The organism is Paenarthrobacter sp. CM16 (genome assembly GCF_013179505.1).
GTDB lineage: Bacteria > Actinomycetota > Actinomycetes > Actinomycetales > Micrococcaceae > Arthrobacter.
The window spans coordinates 1-16,036 of sequence record NZ_JABMCX010000098.1; the positions used below are offsets into that span (position 1 = coordinate 1).

Annotated in this window: 14 protein-coding genes and 1 rRNA gene; 11 read left to right on the forward strand and 4 right to left on the reverse strand. The window is 63.5% G+C overall.

Annotated features, from left to right (window positions below; translation table 11 throughout):
* The first annotated feature begins 9 nt into the window (after positions 1 to 9).
* The 10 genes from rrf to xerD all read left to right on the forward strand — a co-directional run bounded on the left by rrf (position 10) and on the right by xerD (position 10,839).
* Positions 10 to 126: ribosomal RNA gene (gene rrf / locus HP499_RS10595) — 5S ribosomal RNA — on the forward strand.
* Positions 127 to 458: 332 nt separating this feature from the next.
* Entirely contained in the window at positions 459 to 2,354 is a 1,896-nt protein-coding gene (locus HP499_RS10600; protein ID WP_172324037.1) for a hypothetical protein, read from the forward strand.
* Entirely contained in the window at positions 2,347 to 3,333 is a 987-nt protein-coding gene (locus HP499_RS10605) for an HAD-IIA family hydrolase (RefSeq protein WP_172324038.1), read from the forward strand. Before HP499_RS10600 ends, HP499_RS10605 begins: the two co-directional genes overlap by 8 nt.
* A 9-nt stretch (positions 3,334 to 3,342) precedes the next feature.
* On the forward strand, positions 3,343 to 3,678 hold the full coding sequence (locus tag HP499_RS10610) for a hypothetical protein (protein ID WP_253951519.1): 336 nt from the start codon (positions 3,343 to 3,345) through the stop codon (positions 3,676 to 3,678).
* A 3-nt stretch (positions 3,679 to 3,681) separates the two neighbouring features.
* A complete protein-coding gene (locus HP499_RS10615) occupies positions 3,682 to 4,494 on the forward strand; it encodes a TlyA family RNA methyltransferase (RefSeq protein ID WP_172324039.1) in 813 nt (270 codons plus the stop codon).
* Between the two features lie 13 nt (positions 4,495 to 4,507).
* Positions 4,508 to 5,557 carry an NAD kinase gene (locus HP499_RS10620; protein WP_172324040.1) on the forward strand — a complete coding sequence of 350 codons (1,050 nt, stop codon included), beginning with the start codon at positions 4,508 to 4,510 and terminating at the stop codon, positions 5,555 to 5,557.
* 3 nt (positions 5,558 to 5,560) lie between these two features.
* Positions 5,561 to 7,300, forward strand: coding sequence for a DNA repair protein RecN (gene recN / locus HP499_RS10625; protein ID WP_172324041.1), 1,740 nt, complete (start codon positions 5,561 to 5,563; stop codon positions 7,298 to 7,300).
* A gap of 141 nt (positions 7,301 to 7,441) precedes the next feature.
* A complete protein-coding gene (locus HP499_RS10630; RefSeq protein ID WP_172324042.1) occupies positions 7,442 to 9,187 on the forward strand; it encodes a CTP synthase in 1,746 nt (581 codons plus the stop codon).
* 27 nt (positions 9,188 to 9,214) lie between these two features.
* Positions 9,215 to 9,877 (forward strand): NUDIX hydrolase, encoded by a 663-nt coding sequence (locus tag HP499_RS10635; RefSeq protein WP_172324043.1) that lies wholly within the window; start codon positions 9,215 to 9,217, stop codon positions 9,875 to 9,877.
* Between the two features lie 2 nt (positions 9,878 to 9,879).
* On the forward strand, positions 9,880 to 10,839 hold the full coding sequence (xerD, locus tag HP499_RS10640; protein ID WP_172324044.1) for a site-specific tyrosine recombinase XerD: 960 nt from the start codon (positions 9,880 to 9,882) through the stop codon (positions 10,837 to 10,839).
* Between the two features lie 13 nt (positions 10,840 to 10,852).
* Here the strand turns inward: xerD and HP499_RS10645 are convergent, their stop codons facing one another.
* A complete protein-coding gene (locus HP499_RS10645) occupies positions 10,853 to 11,623 on the reverse strand; it encodes a hypothetical protein (RefSeq protein ID WP_172324045.1) in 771 nt (256 codons plus the stop codon).
* Between the two features lie 57 nt (positions 11,624 to 11,680).
* On the opposite strand from HP499_RS10645, the gene HP499_RS10650 reads away from it, so the two are divergent.
* The gene (locus HP499_RS10650) at positions 11,681 to 12,181 is read left to right on the forward strand and encodes an 8-oxo-dGTP diphosphatase (protein ID WP_172324046.1); all 501 of its coding nucleotides are present in this window, start codon (positions 11,681 to 11,683) and stop codon (positions 12,179 to 12,181) included.
* 84 nt (positions 12,182 to 12,265) lie between these two features.
* Here the strand turns inward: HP499_RS10650 and HP499_RS10655 are convergent, their stop codons facing one another.
* From HP499_RS10655 to HP499_RS10665, 3 genes are all read right to left on the reverse strand, one after another.
* The gene (locus tag HP499_RS10655; RefSeq protein ID WP_172324047.1) at positions 12,266 to 13,405 is read right to left on the reverse strand and encodes a bifunctional 2-methylcitrate synthase/citrate synthase; all 1,140 of its coding nucleotides are present in this window, start codon (positions 13,403 to 13,405) and stop codon (positions 12,266 to 12,268) included.
* Positions 13,406 to 13,481: 76 nt separating this feature from the next.
* Complete coding sequence (prpB, locus tag HP499_RS10660; RefSeq protein ID WP_172324048.1) at positions 13,482 to 14,387, reverse strand: methylisocitrate lyase; 906 nt, start codon at positions 14,385 to 14,387, stop codon at positions 13,482 to 13,484.
* A complete protein-coding gene (locus HP499_RS10665) occupies positions 14,388 to 15,908 on the reverse strand; it encodes an MmgE/PrpD family protein (protein WP_172324049.1) in 1,521 nt (506 codons plus the stop codon).
* Positions 15,909 to 16,036: the final 128 nt, after the last annotated feature.

A 16,036-nucleotide genomic window follows, 5' to 3' on the forward strand; every position in this document is an offset into this window, starting at 1 on the left:
TAACAGAGTTACGGCGGTCATAGCGTGGGGGAAACGCCCGGTCCCATTCCGAACCCGGAAGCTAAGACCCACAGCGCCGATGGTACTGCACCCGGGAGGGTGTGGGAGAGTAGGACACCGCCGGACAACCATTAAGGCAAGAGCCCCGACCCAAGGTCGGGGCTCTTCCCCTTTAACCACCACACCAGCCGGCACCGAATCACACAAACCAGCCCTAAGCATCTGTTCACCTTGGGGGCAGGACGCCACCCAGAACTGTCGGGTCTGAAGTGCTGTGAGACTTGCCACGGAAGGCCGCCAGTGGGCTTGACGCGTTCGGCGGCTGTGGCGGTGTCGAATAGAATTGCATAAGACATACGAGTCGGTAGCTGAGTGCTCCCGGCGGCGTGACAACGAAATAAGGGTTATGAGCGACTACGCACGCGCCAGTGGTCGGCTCGCAACAGGAGGAATCCACCATGGCTGAGCACAACGGCGGCAATCGCGGCGGCAATCGCGGAAACTTCGGGGGCAACCGCGACGATCGCGGTTCGTACCGCCCCAACAACAACTCGGGCGGGGATCCTCGCGGGTTCCGATCCAGGGAGAACCGAGACGGCAACGACCGTCCGGCCCGTGATGGTGAGCGTCGTCCGTTCAACAACGACCGCGGTGACCGTAAGCCGTTCGGCGACCGCCCAGAGCGCGGTCCGCGGAACTTCGACGGCCCCCGTCGCGACAACGATGAACGTCGTCCGTTCAACAACGACCGTGGTGACCGTAAGCCGTTTGGTGACCGTCCGGCTCGTGATGGTGAGCGTCGTCCGTTCAACAACGACCGCGGTGAGCGTAAGCCGTTCGGCGACCGCCCAGAGCGCGGTCCGCGGAACTTCGACGGCCCCCGTCGCGACAACGATGACCGTCGTCCGTTCAATAACGACCGTGGTGAGCGTAAGCCGTTTGGTGACCGTCCGGCTCGTGATGGTGAGCGTCGTCCGTTCAATAACGACCGTGGTGAGCGTAAGCCGTTTGGTGACCGTCCGGCCCGTGATGGTGAGCGTCGTCCGTTCAATAACGACCGTGGTGAGCGTAAGCCGTTCGGTGACCGTCCGGCCCGTAACGATGACCGTCGCCCGTTCAATAACGACCGTGGTGAGCGTAAGCCGTTCGGTGACCGTCCCGAGCGCGGTCCGCGGAACTTCGACGGTCCCCGTCGCGACAACGATGAACGTCGTCCGTTCAATAACGACCGTGGTGATCGTAAGCCGTTCGGCGACCGTGACCGTAAGCCCTATGGTGACCGTCCGGCCCGTGATGGTGAGCGTCGTTCCTTCGGTGTAGACCGCGATCGCAGCGACCGCGGCAACTCATGGGAAGAGCGTCCGGCAAGGGTTCCCAACGCCAAGGACATCCGCAGCTCCAACCGTCCGGACCGCGAACGTTCTCCCGAGATCGACGAAGATGTCACAGGCAAGGAACTCGACCGCGCTACGGGCCACCAGATCAAGACTCTTGAAGAGCAGAGCGCGGGCTGGGTCGCCAAGCACTTGGTCATGGCAGGCCGCCTGATTGATATTGAGCCCGAGCTGGCTTTCCAGCACGCTCTGGCTGCAAGCCGTCGCGGCGGCCGTCTCTCGGTTGTCCGCGAGGCAGTGGGCCTCACGGCCTACGCTGCAGGCCACTACGGCGAAGCACTGCGTGAATTCCGCACGTACCGTCGAATCAGCGGCTCCAATGTGCACCTTCCTGTGATGGCCGATTGCGAGCGTGGGCTCGGACGTCCGGACCGTGCGTTGGATATGGTCCGCTCTCCTGAGGCCCAGGATCTCGACGCTCCGGGCAAGGTGGAGCTTGCCATGGTGGCGTCCGGTGCGCGTGCGGATCTCAAGCAGTTTGATGCCGCTGTCACCGAGCTGGAAATTCCTCAGCTGGACATCAACCGGGCTTTCTCCTACAGCCCGCGATTGTTCCGTGCCTACGCTGAAGCGCTCACGGCTGTGGGTCGCACGGAGGAAGCGGACAAGTGGGCACGCCAGGCCTTGGTGGCTGAGAATGCCTTGGGTGTCGGCGATTTCGCTGAGCCTGAGATCCTTGACCTCGGATGGGACGAGCAAGAGGAAGCAGCCGCGCGCAAGCCGCGCTTCGTCAAGCCGGCTGCGGAGTCCGACGTCGTTCGGCCTGAAACGGAAACGGTCATCGCGGAAGCCGCAGCGGCTGACGTTGAGCATGCTGACGTCGAGCTGGATGACGCGGAATCTGACTACTTCGAATCCGATGACGCTGAGTCGGACATCGATTCGGCAGAGGCTGATGAAGAAGCCGAAGCCAAGGAAGAAGACGCCGAGAACCAGGGCACCGACTCCCAGCATGGCTGATTCACTGATCTCATCCTTTGATGCTGTCCTTTCGGATCTGGATGGTGTGGTCTATGCAGGACCGCACGCCATCCCGGGGGCCGTGGAGGCATTGCAGCGTCTCGAGACCGTAGGCGTAGGCCTTGGCTATGTGACCAACAATGCTTCCCGCACCCCGGCCCAGGTCGCGGAGCACCTGCGTGAATTGGGTGCGCCTGCGGAGGACCATCAAGTGGTCAGTTCCTCCCAGGCAGCAGGGGAGCTTTTGGCTTCCATGCTGCCTGCGGGGGCGCATGTGCTCATTACGGGCAGTGCGGCTCTGGCTCATGAAATTGAGTTGGTGGGGCTCAAACCGGTGCATAGTGCCGCGGAATCACCGGTTGCCGTGGTCCAGGGTTTCAATCCGGAGATCGGTTGGAAGGATTTGGCGGAGGCATCGTATGTAGTGGCCGGGGGAGCCATGTGGTTTGCCACGAACACCGACATGTCCATTCCGCAGGCCCGGGGTATGGCTCCGGGAAACGGCACGTTGGTTGCCGCAGTGGCGGCTGCGACGGGAAAGACTCCGTTGGTGGCCGGCAAGCCTGAAGCGCCGCTGTTCCACGCAGCCGCGAAGCGGCTTGGTGCTGATCGTCCCTTGGTTGTGGGCGACCGTTTGGACACCGACATCCTGGGCGGCAACCGCGCAGGATTTGCGACGGCGGCAGTCCTCACCGGGGTTGATACAACCCACACCATCCTGGCTGCCAAAACCGACGAACGTCCCAACTACCTGCTGGCGGATCTCGAGGGCCTTTATGCCCCGTATCCGGTAGTCAACAACGACGGCGGGACGTTCCGCTGCGGCGCAGCGTCGGCTGTTGCCGGGGACGGAACCGTTACGGTGACAGGTGACGAGGGCGACCTCGATGCCTGGCGGGCAGCTTGCGCGGCGTGGTGGGCGGAAGTTCCCGATACCACCGTGGCCCGGGCGCCGCAGCTGGAATGGCGAACTCACTAGACTGGTGCGATGATCCAGCCCCACAACGTTTCGGCTTCCGACCCCATGCATGAGAGCCCCGTGCCCGGGAGCTCCGCCTCTGGAAACCCCGTGCCCGGGAGCCCCATCCATGAGGATCTTGAACCCGCGGGTCCGGAGGTTCAATGGCCCGACGCAGCGGCTCCCACGGGCGATCCCCTGGTTGACAGGGCGTTGGCTCTCCTGGATACCGTGCCGGCAACGCCGGCGGCAGATCACGGTGACCTGTTCACCATGATTCACGACTCCTTGCTTGAGGCCCTGGAGACAGAACCCGGCCTCCCTGCTCCGCGACAATCCTCTCCCCGCCCGGAAGGCGATAGCTGACATATGGCCCGACTCGACCAGGAACTCGTCACCCGGGGGTTGGCGCGGTCCCGAACCCACGCAGCAAAGCTCATCAGCGATGGCAAAGTGAGCTCCGCAGGGAGTGTCCTTGCCAAGGCTGCCCTCCAAGTGGACACCACAACGGACTTGACCGTGGAGGCCCACCTGGAGGACATTTACGTGAGCCGTGCCGGGCATAAGTTGGCCGGCGCGCTGGAGGCGTTTCCCGACGTCGTGGTTTCAGGGAAGCGGTGCCTCGACGCCGGTGCCTCCACGGGAGGTTTCACCGACGTCCTGCTGCGGCAGGGTGCGGCTCACGTCGTGGCGGTGGATGTGGGACACGGCCAGCTGGTGCCACACCTGCGCGATGACCCCCGGGTGGATGTTCATGAGGGCATGAACGTCAGGTACATGGCCCCTGTGCAGATCGGTGGACCGGCACAGTTGACGGTGGCCGACCTGTCCTTCATTTCCTTGACTTTGGTCCTTTGGCCGCTCGCACAATGCACGGAACCGGGCGGCGACCTGGTCCTGATGATCAAGCCACAATTTGAAGTGGGCAAGGAGAGGCTGAGCCGGACCGGGGTGGTTTCTTCAGATCATGAACGACGCCGGGCGGTTGCCCAGGTTGCCCGTGCTGCGGTGGATGCCGGGCTCGTCCTGATGGACATCGCCGCCAGTCCGCTGCCGGGTCAAGACGGAAATGTTGAATACTTCCTGTGGATGAAGCGCGGGATGTCCGCGCTGTTGCCTAAGATCGAAGAGCGGGACGGGGACGTTGCTGCGTTGATCAAGAAACTCTGGCCAAACCACTAGAAAGCAGAACCCGATGAGCAGGCGTGTACTTGTCCTTGCCCACACAGGGCGGGAAGAATCGCTCCGCGCAGCGTGGGATGCCTGTACGCAACTGCATTCCTCCGGATTGGTTCCTGTGCTGCAGAAGTCCGAACTCGCCGATATCGAGAGTTTTTTCGGTGCTTTGGACACACCCATTGAGATCCTGAATGACCACGTCAACTTGGAGGACGTGGAGTTGGTAATGGTCCTGGGCGGGGATGGAACCATCTTGAGGGCCGCGGAACTGGTCCGTGAGGTGGACGTCCCGCTGTTGGGCGTGAACCTGGGGCACGTGGGTTTCCTTGCCGAGAGCGAACGCGCGGATTTGGCGCAGACGGTCGAATGGATTGCCAGCCGGCAGTACACGGTGGAGGAACGTATGACCATCGATGTCCAGGTCTGGGTCAAGGGCCAAAAGATCTGGCACACGTGGGCATTGAACGAGGCCGCTATTGAAAAAGCCAACCGCGAACGCATGTTGGAAGTGGTCACGGAAGTCGACGAACGTCCGTTGACGTCCTTCGGTTGTGACGGTGTGGTCCTGGCAACCCCCACGGGTTCCACTGCATACGCCTTCTCTTCGGGAGGGCCAGTAGTCTGGCCGGAGGTGGAGGCCTTGGTGATCGTTCCGATCAGCGCCCATGCCCTCTTTGCCAAGCCTTTGGTTGTCTCTCCCAGGTCCAAGCTGGCCGTGGAAATCATGAACCGGACAGAAGCCCTTGGCGTCCTGTGGTGCGATGGACGGCGTTCTGTGGACCTTCCTCCTGGCGCACGTGTCGAGGTGACGCGTTCGGCCACTCCGGTGCGCCTGGCACGTACCCACAAGACACCTTTCTCCGCCCGGCTGGTGAGAAAGTTCGAACTCCCCATCCATGGGTGGCGGGGGCCTGCTCCCCGGAGCGGGGAAGTCCACACCGGCCCGATTCCGGTTATCCGCACCCTTTCACCGGCTCCGTTGCCCAGTCCCCGGGATGTAGGCAGTCCGCGGGATGTAGACGGTCCCCGGGACGGTGACCCTTCCGACCCCACGAATGCGAAGTGAACCATGCTTGAAGAACTCCGAATCCGTGACCTCGGCGTCATTACCGATGCCGCACTGCCGCTGGGCCCTGGCCTGAGCGTTGTCACCGGCGAAACCGGTGCCGGCAAGACCATGGTGGTGACCGCCGTCGGGCTCCTTCTGGGTGCCCGGTCAGACGCAGGCGCCGTGCGCAGCGGGGCCAAATCGGCGTCGGCCGAGGCGGTGCTGAAGCTCGATCCCACGCACAGCGCCGTGGAGCGCGCCAAGGAGGCCGGTGGCGAGGCCGAAGAGTTCGACGGCGTGGCAGAGCTGCTGCTCGCTCGCACCGTGGGTGCCGATGGCCGCAGCCGTGCCTACGTTGGGGGTCGGGCGGCACCTGTGGGGGTCCTGGCTGAGCTGGGCGAAAGCCTGGTGGTGGTCCATGGACAGTCGGACCAGATCCGGCTGAAGAGCGCCACGGCACAGCGGCATGCCCTGGACCGGTTTGCCGGAGCGCCCCTGGCCAAAACGCTGGGGGAGTACCAGGAGCTCTACAGCCACTGGAAAAACATCCAATCAGAACTTGAAACATTGCGCAGTGAAGCCCGTGAGCGCCTGCGCGAAGCGGAGTCCCTGGACGCCGCCCTCAAGGAAATTGATGAGGTTGATCCCCAGCCGGGCGAAGACGAGACGCTCAAGGCCGAGGCCGTGAAACTCGCTAACGTCGAAGAGCTCAGGCTGGCGGCGGCCGCTGCCCATGAGTCGCTTATTGCGGAGGAGTTCGGGGATGCCGGCGACGCAACCACCATGGTGGACGCCGCCAAGCGCACCTTGGAGCATGTTGCCGAGCACGATGAAGAGCTGCGGTCCGCCGCTGCCCGGCTCGCCGAGGTGGGGTTCCTTCTCAACGACATTGCAACGGAGCTGTCCAGTTACCAGGCCGCTTTGGACACGGAGGGCCCGGAGCGGCTCTCCGAAATCGAGGAACGCCGGGCAGCCCTTGCCAAACTGATCCGCAAGTACGCTCCCAGCATTGACGAGGTGCTGGAGTGGGCGGCTGCCGGCCGGACCCGGCTTGATGAGCTGCAAGACGACTCCAGCCGCATTGAATCCCTTGACGCCGAGGTTGCTTCCACGGAAGCCACTCTTCGCAAGCAAGCAGCGTCCATCTCCAAAGCCCGGCTCAAGGCGGCCAAGGACCTCTCAGGACGCGTCAGCGCTGAGCTCAAGGCCTTGGCGATGGCTGACGCCACGTTGGTCATTGAGGTCGACGGCAGTGGATCCTTGGGCCCTTGGGGCACCGATGAGATCGCCTTCCTTCTCCAGCCGCACTCCGGGGCTCCGGCGCGGCCGTTGGGCAAGGGCGCCTCCGGCGGTGAACTGTCCCGGGTGATGTTGGCCATCGAAGTGGTGCTGGCCGCCGTGGATCCCGTCCCGACGTTCGTGTTCGATGAGGTGGACGCCGGCGTGGGCGGAAGGGCCGCCGTCGAAATCGGCCGGAGGCTTGCCATGCTGGCCCGGCATGTCCAGGTGCTGGTGGTGACGCACTTGCCGCAGGTTGCTGCGTTCGCCGATCAGCACATCCGCGTGACAAAAACGTCCGTGCGCGGAGCTGACGGGAAAACCACCACCGGTTTCACCTCCAGCGATGTCCAGCTCCTCAGCGACGATGAGCGTGTCAAGGAGTTGGCCCGCATGCTGGCCGGCCAAGAGGACTCCGAGTCGGCACAGGCCCACGCACAGGAATTGCTCGACGACGCGAAGCTGCTGCCGCAGCGCGCTTAGTCCATGGCTGGAAGGGACAAGGCAAGTGGGAGCACCATCACATTGGCACACCAAATCCCGCGCGGCTCTTGCTTGGAATGCGGTGGTGAGCAACCATTGACCATTTGGGGAATCCGAACGGACGCTTGGAAGGCGTAATTGATGATAAGCTCGAATTCCGTGGTGCAGCGATCAAATTCCCGTGTAAATTCCCGGTTCCCGGGCTCGTCCAAGACGACCAAACACATCTTCGTCACCGGTGGTGTGGCGTCCTCGCTCGGTAAGGGTCTGACGGCTTCCAGCCTCGGCCACCTGCTGCGGGCACGCGGTCTGTCTGTAACAATGCAGAAGCTCGATCCCTATCTGAACGTGGATCCGGGCACGATGAACCCCTTCCAGCACGGTGAAGTATTCGTGACGGATGATGGCGCCGAAACCGACCTCGATATCGGACACTACGAGCGCTTCCTCGATGAAAACCTCGAAGGTTCGGCCAACGTCACAACGGGCCAGATCTACTCGACGGTGATCGCCAAGGAACGTCGTGGCGAATACCTCGGAGACACTGTCCAGGTCATTCCGCACATCACTGATGAGATCAAGCGCCGTATGCGCCTTCCTGCCGAGGGCAAGAAGGCACCGGACGTCATCATCACCGAGATCGGTGGCACGGTGGGTGACATCGAGTCCCAGCCGTTCCTGGAGTCGGCCCGCCAGGTCCGCCAGGATGTTGGCCGGAACAACGTTTTCTTCCTGCACGTTTCGCTGGTCCCTTACATCGGTCCTTCGCAGGAGCTGAAGACCAAGCCCACGCAGCACTCCGTGGCCGCCCTTCGCTCCATCGGTATCCAGCCGGAAGCGATCGTGATCCGTTCGGACCGCGAAGTTCCCGAGGCCATGCGCGAGAAGATCGGCCGTATGTGCGACGTCGACATCGACGCCGTGGTCAATGCCGCTGACGCCCCCAGCATCTACGACATCCCCAAGACCCTGCACTCACAGGGCCTGGATTCCTACATCGTCCGTGCCTTGGACCTGCCGTTCAAGGATGTTGACTGGAGCAAGTGGGACAAGCTGCTCGAAGCCGTCCACAACCCCAAGCACGAGGTCGAAGTTGCCTTGGTGGGCAAGTACATCGACCTCCCCGATGCTTACCTGTCCGTGACCGAGGCACTCCGTGCCGGCGGCTTCGCCAACGAAGCCAAGGTCAAGATCCGTTGGGTCCCTTCCGATGAGTGTGAAACCCTTGCAGGGGCAACCAAGGCACTGGCCGGTGTGGACGCTATCTGCGTGCCCGGTGGCTTCGGTATCCGTGGCCTCGAAGGCAAGCTCGGTGCGTTGAAGTTCGCTCGTGAGACCAAGCTCCCGGTCCTGGGCCTGTGCCTCGGCCTCCAGTGCATGGTGATCGAGTACGCCCGCAACGTCGTGGGCCTTGAAGGTGCTTCCTCCAGCGAGTTCGAGCCGGATTCGAAGTACCCGGTGATCGCCACCATGGAAGAGCAGCTGGACATCGTGGAAGGCAAGGGAGACCTCGGCGGCACCATGCGCCTGGGCCTCTACGAAGCCAAGCTGGACGAGGGCTCGGTCATCGCCGAAACCTACGGCACCACCACGGTCAGCGAACGTCACCGTCACCGGTACGAGGTCAACAACAAGTACCGCGACCAGATCGCAGCAGAGGGCCTGGTGTTCTCCGGGACCTCTCCTGACGGCAAGCTGGTGGAGTACGTGGAGCTTCCCCGCGAGGTGCACCCGTACTACGTGGCAACTCAGGCGCACCCGGAGCTCAGCTCGCGTCCGACGCGCCCGCACCCGCTGTTCGCAGGATTGGTCAAGGCTGCCTTGGAGCGTCGTGAAGGTGCCCCTGTGGCCACCAAGCCCGGTGCCCGCACGGTTGCTGCCAAGTAAACACAAGTACTAACGAAGGACGGCGCGATGCCCGGTATTTCTGAAGCCCCCCGCACATCAAGGCAGGTTTCGGACATGCCGAGCCCGCGCCGTCTTTTGTCTACCAGCAAGGTGTACGAGGGCCGCATCTGGGACGTGGTCAGCGATTCCTTCCAGCTGAGCGACGGCACTGACACTTTGGTTCGCGACTACATCGACCACCCCGGCGCCGTAGCAGTACTGCCGATGAACGTGGACGGCGAGATCCTGTTGCTCAAGCAATACCGGCATCCTGTCGGCATGGATCTGTGGGAGATCCCGGCCGGCTTGTTGGACGTCGAGGGTGAGGACTTCGTGGTGGGCGCTGCCCGCGAATTGGCCGAGGAGGCTGACCTCGAGGCGGCTACGTGGAACGTCCTTGTGGACTTCTTCAACTCACCGGGTTCATCCAGCGAGGCAGTCCGGATCTATTTGGCACGTGGCCTCAGCGACGTTCCGCTAGCGGACCGGCATGTCCGCACTGATGAAGAAGCCGAAATTGAGCTGCACTGGGTACCGCTCGAAGACGCCGTACAAGCTGTGCTGGAAGGACGCCTGCATAATCCGTCGGCGGTGCTGGGCATCCTTGCTGCCGCTGCTGCGAAGGCTGATGGCTTCACCAGCCTTCGTCCAGCCAATGCGCCTTGGCCGGCACATCCGAGCCAGCGCTGAGTATGGCAGAAGTCGCCACCCGGACTCCCACCGGCATTGAGCGGGCAGTCACTGACTACCTGCAGCATGTGGGGGTGGAGCGCGGCCTCGCGGCGAACACCCTTGCCGCATATCGCAGGGATCTGGCACGGTACTCCAATTTCCTGAGCACCAAGGGAGTGCAACGGCCCGTGGACATTACCCGTCATCACGTGACCGGCTTCGTGCAGGCTTTGTCCGATGGAAGCGATGGCGCAGCCGTCCTGGGTGTCCGCTCTGCTGCACGAACCGTGGTGGCGGTCCGTGGCCTCCATAAGTTTTGGGCGTTGGAAGGAACAACGACGGCGGATCCCGCCAGTGATGTTCACCCACCCATGCCGGGCAAACGGCTTCCGAAAGCCATCAGCGTCGGCGAAGTGACGCGCATCCTGGAAGCTGCGGGGTCGGACACCGCCACCGGACTCCGCGACCGTGCGCTCCTGGAATTCCTCTACTCCACCGGTGCCCGCATCAGCGAGGCCGTCGGCCTGGACGTAGATGATGTCTCCCTCGAGGACACCGGCGGTGACCCGGCGATCGTGAGGCTCTTCGGTAAGGGTTCAAAGGAGCGGCTGGTCCCTTTGGGGTCCTACGGTGCCCGCGCTGTGGGAGCTTACGTGGTCCGCGGCAGGCCGCTCCTGGCGTCCAAGGGCAAAGGTACTCCGGCCCTTTTCCTTAACGCCCGCGGGGGCCGGATCAGCAGGCAGAGCGCTTGGACCATCCTCAAAGCGGCGGCTGAGAAAGCCAACATCACCAAGGACGTTTCGCCGCACACGCTGCGGCATTCCTTCGCCACCCACCTCCTGGAGGGCGGAGCGGATGTCAGGGTGGTGCAGGAATTGTTGGGCCACGCATCGGTGACCACCACCCAGGTGTACACCCTGGTCACTGCAGACACGCTCCGCGAGGTCTACGCGGCAGCGCATCCGCGGGCACTGGGATAACCGGGACGCCTGACTACCCGAGCACGTCCAGCGTCAACTCCACGGCATCAACAAAGAGTGCCAATAGCGATGTCCCAAGGCCCGCCACCAGCAGCAGGCCGGGATGGGCCAGGCCCACCACCACACGTTTGAGCCGGGGCCGTCCCTTGAGGAACTTTTTTGGAACCCGCGTCTTCACAGGCACCTGCCGCCAGCCGCGAAGCCGGCGCAGGAACCATGCACAGCGCACGATGAAGGCCATCCACAGGATGGAGAGCACCAGCGGAACAGCTGCCAGCATGAGGTTGAAGCCCAGCGCTGTGACTTCCTTTTCGGAATCGCCGATCACCGTTTGGATGGTGGTGGAGATCGAAGCACTCATCACCACGGAGGCGGCCCACACCATGAACGCAGCCACCAGCGCCAGGAATCGAACAAAGAAGTGACCCAGGACGGTTGCGTCCACTGCCCTGAGGTGGCTGCGCGGTGTGGCGTGCAGTACCACCAGCGTGGAGACCAACGTGGGCAAGGCAGCCACCAGTACCAGCAGATACCAGGTCCATCCGGCCAGGTCCACCACTTCATCCAGAACGATGAGTCCGGCCCACACCAGGGTCCAGGCCCATCCCGCGTACAGGGGATGCGACACAAGCCAGCGGGGGAGCCAGGCGTCCCGTTCCGGCGTGTGGTTCCCAACAGGTTTGGCAGCGACCCCCTCGGCCTTGCCATCTTTGATGGTCGGCCGCTCTGAGTCGTATTCGACGGCGGCTGCAGCGGCGCGCCCGTCACCCCCACCTTCTGTCATGGGCTCACTGTAGCAATGGCGGGCAGGAGCAGGGGAGATCAGGTTAAGGTAGGCAGCATGACTGCAGCCCATGTGACTTTGTGCTTCCTCCTCCGCGACGGCGCGGGCGGTGAAGATGTCCTGCTCGGGACCAAGAAGACCGGTTTTGGCTTGGGCAAGGTGGTGGGCGTCGGCGGGCACGTTGAGTTGGGGGAGACCGCCTCGGAGGCTGCCTGCCGTGAAGTTATGGAGGAGATCAACGTGGTGGTGCGGGCCGAGGACCTGATTCCAGCGGGCACTGTTGACTTTGTCTTCCCGGCAAGGCCTGAGTGGAACATGGCCACTACTGTCTTCCTGACCCGTGATTGGGAGGGGGAACCGTCGGAAAGTGAGGAGATTGCCCCCGAGTGGTTCCCGGTTGCGAAGCTTCCCGTGGACAGGATGTGGGCCGACGCTGAACACTGGCTCCCGGCCATGATTGCCGGTCAGCGCATCGCCGTCAGGGTGGCTTTGGCGGCAGATAATGAGAATGTGGCCGATGTCCACACCATGGACTGGGTGGAGCCCCGCCCGTATTAAAGAATTTCAAGGGATTACGACGCCGGTCCGGTCACCTTTCGGTGACCGGACCGGCGTCGTGCGTCTCTTGGGAGTCGGGCGGCGTTAGGGCATGTGCCGTTCTTCGGGTCCGTTGTATTCGCTCAAGGGACGGATGAGGGAGTTGGAGGCTACCTGTTCCATGACGTGGGCGGTCCAGCCGGTGATGCGGCTGGCGACGAACAGCGGGGTGAACGTCTGGGTGTCGAAGCCCATGAGGTGGTACGTGGGGCCGGCGGGGTAGTCGAGGTTCGGCTTGATGGCCTTGGCCTCGTCCATGGCTTGTTCCAGCCCGTTGTAGAGCCCCAGGAGTTCTGGCCGGCCGTAGTGGGCGATCATCTTGTCCAGGGCGGCTTTCATGGTGGGCACGCGGGAGTCGCCGTGCTTGTAGACGCGGTGTCCGAAGCCCATGACTTTCTTCTTTTGGGCCAGGGCGTCTTCCATCCATGCCTTGGCTCGGGTGGCGGCTTCTTCGAGGGATTCTTCGCTGCGGATGCCGATTTCGTCAAAGGTGTGCATGACGGCTTCGTTGGCGCCGCCGTGCAGTGGGCCCTTCAAAGCGCCGATGGCTGCGGTGACGGCCGAGTGCAGGTCCGAGAGGGTGGAGGTGACCACGCGTGCGGTGAAGGTTGAGGCGTTGAAGGAGTGCTCGGCGTACAGGATCATGGAGACGTTGAACGCCTCCACCACTTCGGGGGCCTGCTCTTCCCCGAAGGTCATCCAGAGGAAGTTGGCCGAGTAGTCCAGGTCCTGGCGGGCTTCAATGGCGTCCTGGCCGCGGCGGCGGCGCTGGTCGTAGGCAACCACTGCGGGCATGGCAGCCCAGAGGTCGATTGCCTTCTTCATGTTCGCTTCCGGCGAGGAGTCTTCAGCCAGTTCGTGCCGGGCGCCCAGCACTGATGCTGCCGTGCGGCAGACGTCCATGGGGTGGGCGGTGGTGGGCAAGGCATCGATGACGGTCTTGACCACGGGGTCCAGGGCACGGCCGGCGCGTTCCCGGGCCGTGAATTCGGACAGCTCGGTTTCGTTGGGCAGTTCGCCGTTCCACAGCAGGTAGGCGACTTCTTCGAAGCTGCACTTGGCGGCCAGTTCCTGGACCGGGTACCCGCGGTAGAGCAGGGAGTTGGTGTCCGGGTTGACCTTCGAGACCGCGGTGTAGTCCACCACGACGCCGGCCAGGCCCTTTTTGATGTCTTCAGCTACCACGCTGAACTCCTTCGTTCATAGAGCAGGCGCGCCGGGAGATCCGGCATGCCTGCGTTCCCCTTGATGAATCCGGAACCTAGCGGACGCCAGGAACCTGAAAGTTGAATACGCCGGTATCGAATTGGTTGTAAGCCTCGTAGTCAACGAGCTCATAGAGGCGCGCACGCGTGAGCATGTTTTCCACTTGCGCTTCCTGGGTCCCCGCAGCCTTGATCGATTCCAGAGTACGCTCTGCAGCGCCCATGGCAATGCGGAGGAGGGTAACGGGGTAGATGACCATGTTCACGCCCACGCTTTGGAGTTGCTCCACGGTGAAGAGATCGCTTTTGCCGAACTCGGTCATGTTGGCCAGGATGGGCACGTCCACGGCGTCGCGGATGGCCTGGAACTCGCTCAAATCCCGCATGGCTTCGGGGAAGATCGCGTCGGCGCCGGCGTCTACCAGTGCTTTGGCTCGGTCCTGCGCGGCTTGGATTCCGTCGACTGCGCGGATGTCGGTGCGGGCCATGATGAGGAAGTTGGGGTCCCGGCGGGCGTCTGCTGCGGCGCGGATGCGTTTGGTGGCGGTGTCGATGTCCACCACGTTCTTGCCGTCCAGATGGCCGCAGCGTTTGGGGTTGAATTGGTCCTCGATGTGGCAACCGGCCAGGCCTGCGTTTTCGAGTTCCTGGACGGTGCGGGCCACGTTCATGGGCTCACCGAAGCCGGTGTCGGCGTCCACCAGGGACGGCAGGTCCGTCATGCGGGCGATTTGCCCGGCCCGGGTCGCTACCTCGGTCAGGGTGGTGAGGCCTATGTCCGGGAGGCCGAGGTCGTTGGCCAGGACCGCGCCGGAGATGTAGACCCCGGCGAAGCCCTTCTCTTCGATCATCCGGGCTGAGAGTGGGTTGAAGGCGCCGGGGAACTGTTGCACGGTCCCGGAAGCCAACAGCTCCCGCAGCTTTACCCGTTTCTGCTCGGCAGTGACTTTGGAGTACAGCATTTAGAACAGTCCCTTCGGAGCTGCTGCGAGGTCGATCACACCGGGGGCTGCTGTGATGTTCAGCTGGCCCAGTTCGCCGGCTCCGAGTTCGGTGACGCGTTCGACGGCGGTGAGGAACCTTTCGATTTCGGCTTCCTCCACCAGTCCTGCTGCGAGGGTGCGGAACTTGTTGATGTATTGCTCGCGGGCGAACGGCCGGGCACCGAGCGGGTGGGCGTCCGCGACGGCGATCTCATCGGTAATGACAGTGCCGTCGTTGAGGGTGATTTCAACGGACCCGCCGAAGGCCTTTTCAGCGATATCCAAGGAGTGGTAGCGGCGGGTCCATTCGGGGTCTTCGACCGTGGTGACCTTGTGCCAGAGTTCCACGGTGTCCGGACGTGCTGCGCGTTCCGGGGCGTAGGAGTGAACGTGGTGCCAGGCACCGTCCTGCAACGCGACGGTGAAAATGTACGGGATGGAGTGGTCCAGGGTTTCGCGGGACGCGGTGGGGGAGTACTTCTGGGGGTCGTTCGCGCCGGAGCCGATCACGTAGTGGGTGTGGTGGCTGGTCTTGATCAGCACGGAGGCCACGTTGGCCGGGTCCGTGGTTTCGGGGTGCTCCTTGTGGAGTTTGCGGGCGAGGTCGATCCAGGCCTGGGCCTGGTACTCGGCGGAGTGTTCCTTGGTGTAGGTGTCCAGGATGGCGCGCTTCGCTTCACCGGGCAGCGGCAGTGGCACGTCGTAGGAGGCATCGGGGCCGTCCAGCATCCAGGCGATCACGCCGTCTTCGCCTTCGTAGATCGGCACGGGGGAGGTCTGGCCGCGCATGGAGCGGTCCACGGCTTCGACGGCCATTTTGCCTGCGAAGGCCGGGGCGTGGGCTTTCCAGGTGGAGATTTCGCCCTTGCGGGACTGCCGGGTGGCGGTGGTGGTGTGCAGGGCCTGGCCCACGGACTGGAAGATGGTCTCCACGTCGAGGCCAAGCAGGGTGCCGATGCCGGCGGCGGCGGAGGGGCCGAGGTGTGCGACGTGGTCGATCTTGTGCTTGTGCAGGCAGATGGCCTTGACCAGGTTCACCTGGATCTCATAACCCGTGGCGATGGCACGGACCAGGTCCGCGCCGTTGGAGCCGACGTGCTGGGCCACGGCCAGGATCGGGGGGATGTTGTCTCCCGGGTGGGAGTAGTCCGCGGCCAGGAAGGTGTCGTGGTAGTCCAGTTCGCGGACAGCCACGCCGTTGGCCCAGGCAGCCCACTCGGGGGAGGCCTGCTCGGTGATACCGAACACCGCGGCGCCCTTGCCGTTGGCCGAGGGTGCGTGGGTCAGGGCTTGGGCGCGGGCTGCGACGATGGGTGCCCGGTTCAGCGAGGCGATGGCCACCGAGGCGTTGTCGATGATCCGGTTGATCACCATGTCGGTGACCTCGGGCGTGACTTCGACGGAGTCGGCGGCGACCACTGCGATTTTGTGCGCCAGCTGCTCCTCGCGGGGCAGGTTCTCTTCGGACTTGTACACGCGGACGTGATGGTTCTTGACCATGGTGCTCCTTCTCGGCAGGGGTGGTTTCGGGCAGGGTGTTTTCAGGCAGGGGCGGTGCTAATGAGGGGTGTGGGTGGCTTTGACGTGGGTGAGGCTGCGGTGCAGGTGGACTGTGGTGGCCGCCTCCG

Excerpts from the sequence above, each read along its gene's own strand:
- HP499_RS10600 (WP_172324037.1), top strand. The coding sequence starts at position 459 with ATGGCTGAGCACAACGGCGGCAATCGCGGCGGCAATCGCGGAAACTTC.
- HP499_RS10605 (WP_172324038.1), top strand. The coding sequence starts at position 2,347 with ATGGCTGATTCACTGATCTCATCCTTTGATGCTGTCCTTTCGGATCTG.
- HP499_RS10610 (WP_253951519.1), top strand. The coding sequence starts at position 3,343 with ATGATCCAGCCCCACAACGTTTCGGCTTCCGACCCCATGCATGAGAGC.
- HP499_RS10615 (WP_172324039.1), top strand. The coding sequence starts at position 3,682 with ATGGCCCGACTCGACCAGGAACTCGTCACCCGGGGGTTGGCGCGGTCC.
- HP499_RS10620 (WP_172324040.1), top strand. The coding sequence starts at position 4,508 with ATGAGCAGGCGTGTACTTGTCCTTGCCCACACAGGGCGGGAAGAATCG.
- recN (WP_172324041.1), top strand. The coding sequence starts at position 5,561 with ATGCTTGAAGAACTCCGAATCCGTGACCTCGGCGTCATTACCGATGCC.
- HP499_RS10630 (WP_172324042.1), top strand. The coding sequence starts at position 7,442 with ATGATAAGCTCGAATTCCGTGGTGCAGCGATCAAATTCCCGTGTAAAT.
- HP499_RS10635 (WP_172324043.1), top strand. The coding sequence starts at position 9,215 with ATGCCCGGTATTTCTGAAGCCCCCCGCACATCAAGGCAGGTTTCGGAC.
- xerD (WP_172324044.1), top strand. The coding sequence starts at position 9,880 with ATGGCAGAAGTCGCCACCCGGACTCCCACCGGCATTGAGCGGGCAGTC.
- HP499_RS10645 (WP_172324045.1), bottom strand. The coding sequence starts at position 11,623 with ATGACAGAAGGTGGGGGTGACGGGCGCGCCGCTGCAGCCGCCGTCGAA.
- HP499_RS10650 (WP_172324046.1), top strand. The coding sequence starts at position 11,681 with ATGACTGCAGCCCATGTGACTTTGTGCTTCCTCCTCCGCGACGGCGCG.
- prpB (WP_172324048.1), bottom strand. The coding sequence starts at position 14,387 with ATGCTGTACTCCAAAGTCACTGCCGAGCAGAAACGGGTAAAGCTGCGG.
- HP499_RS10665 (WP_172324049.1), bottom strand. The coding sequence starts at position 15,908 with ATGGTCAAGAACCATCACGTCCGCGTGTACAAGTCCGAAGAGAACCTG.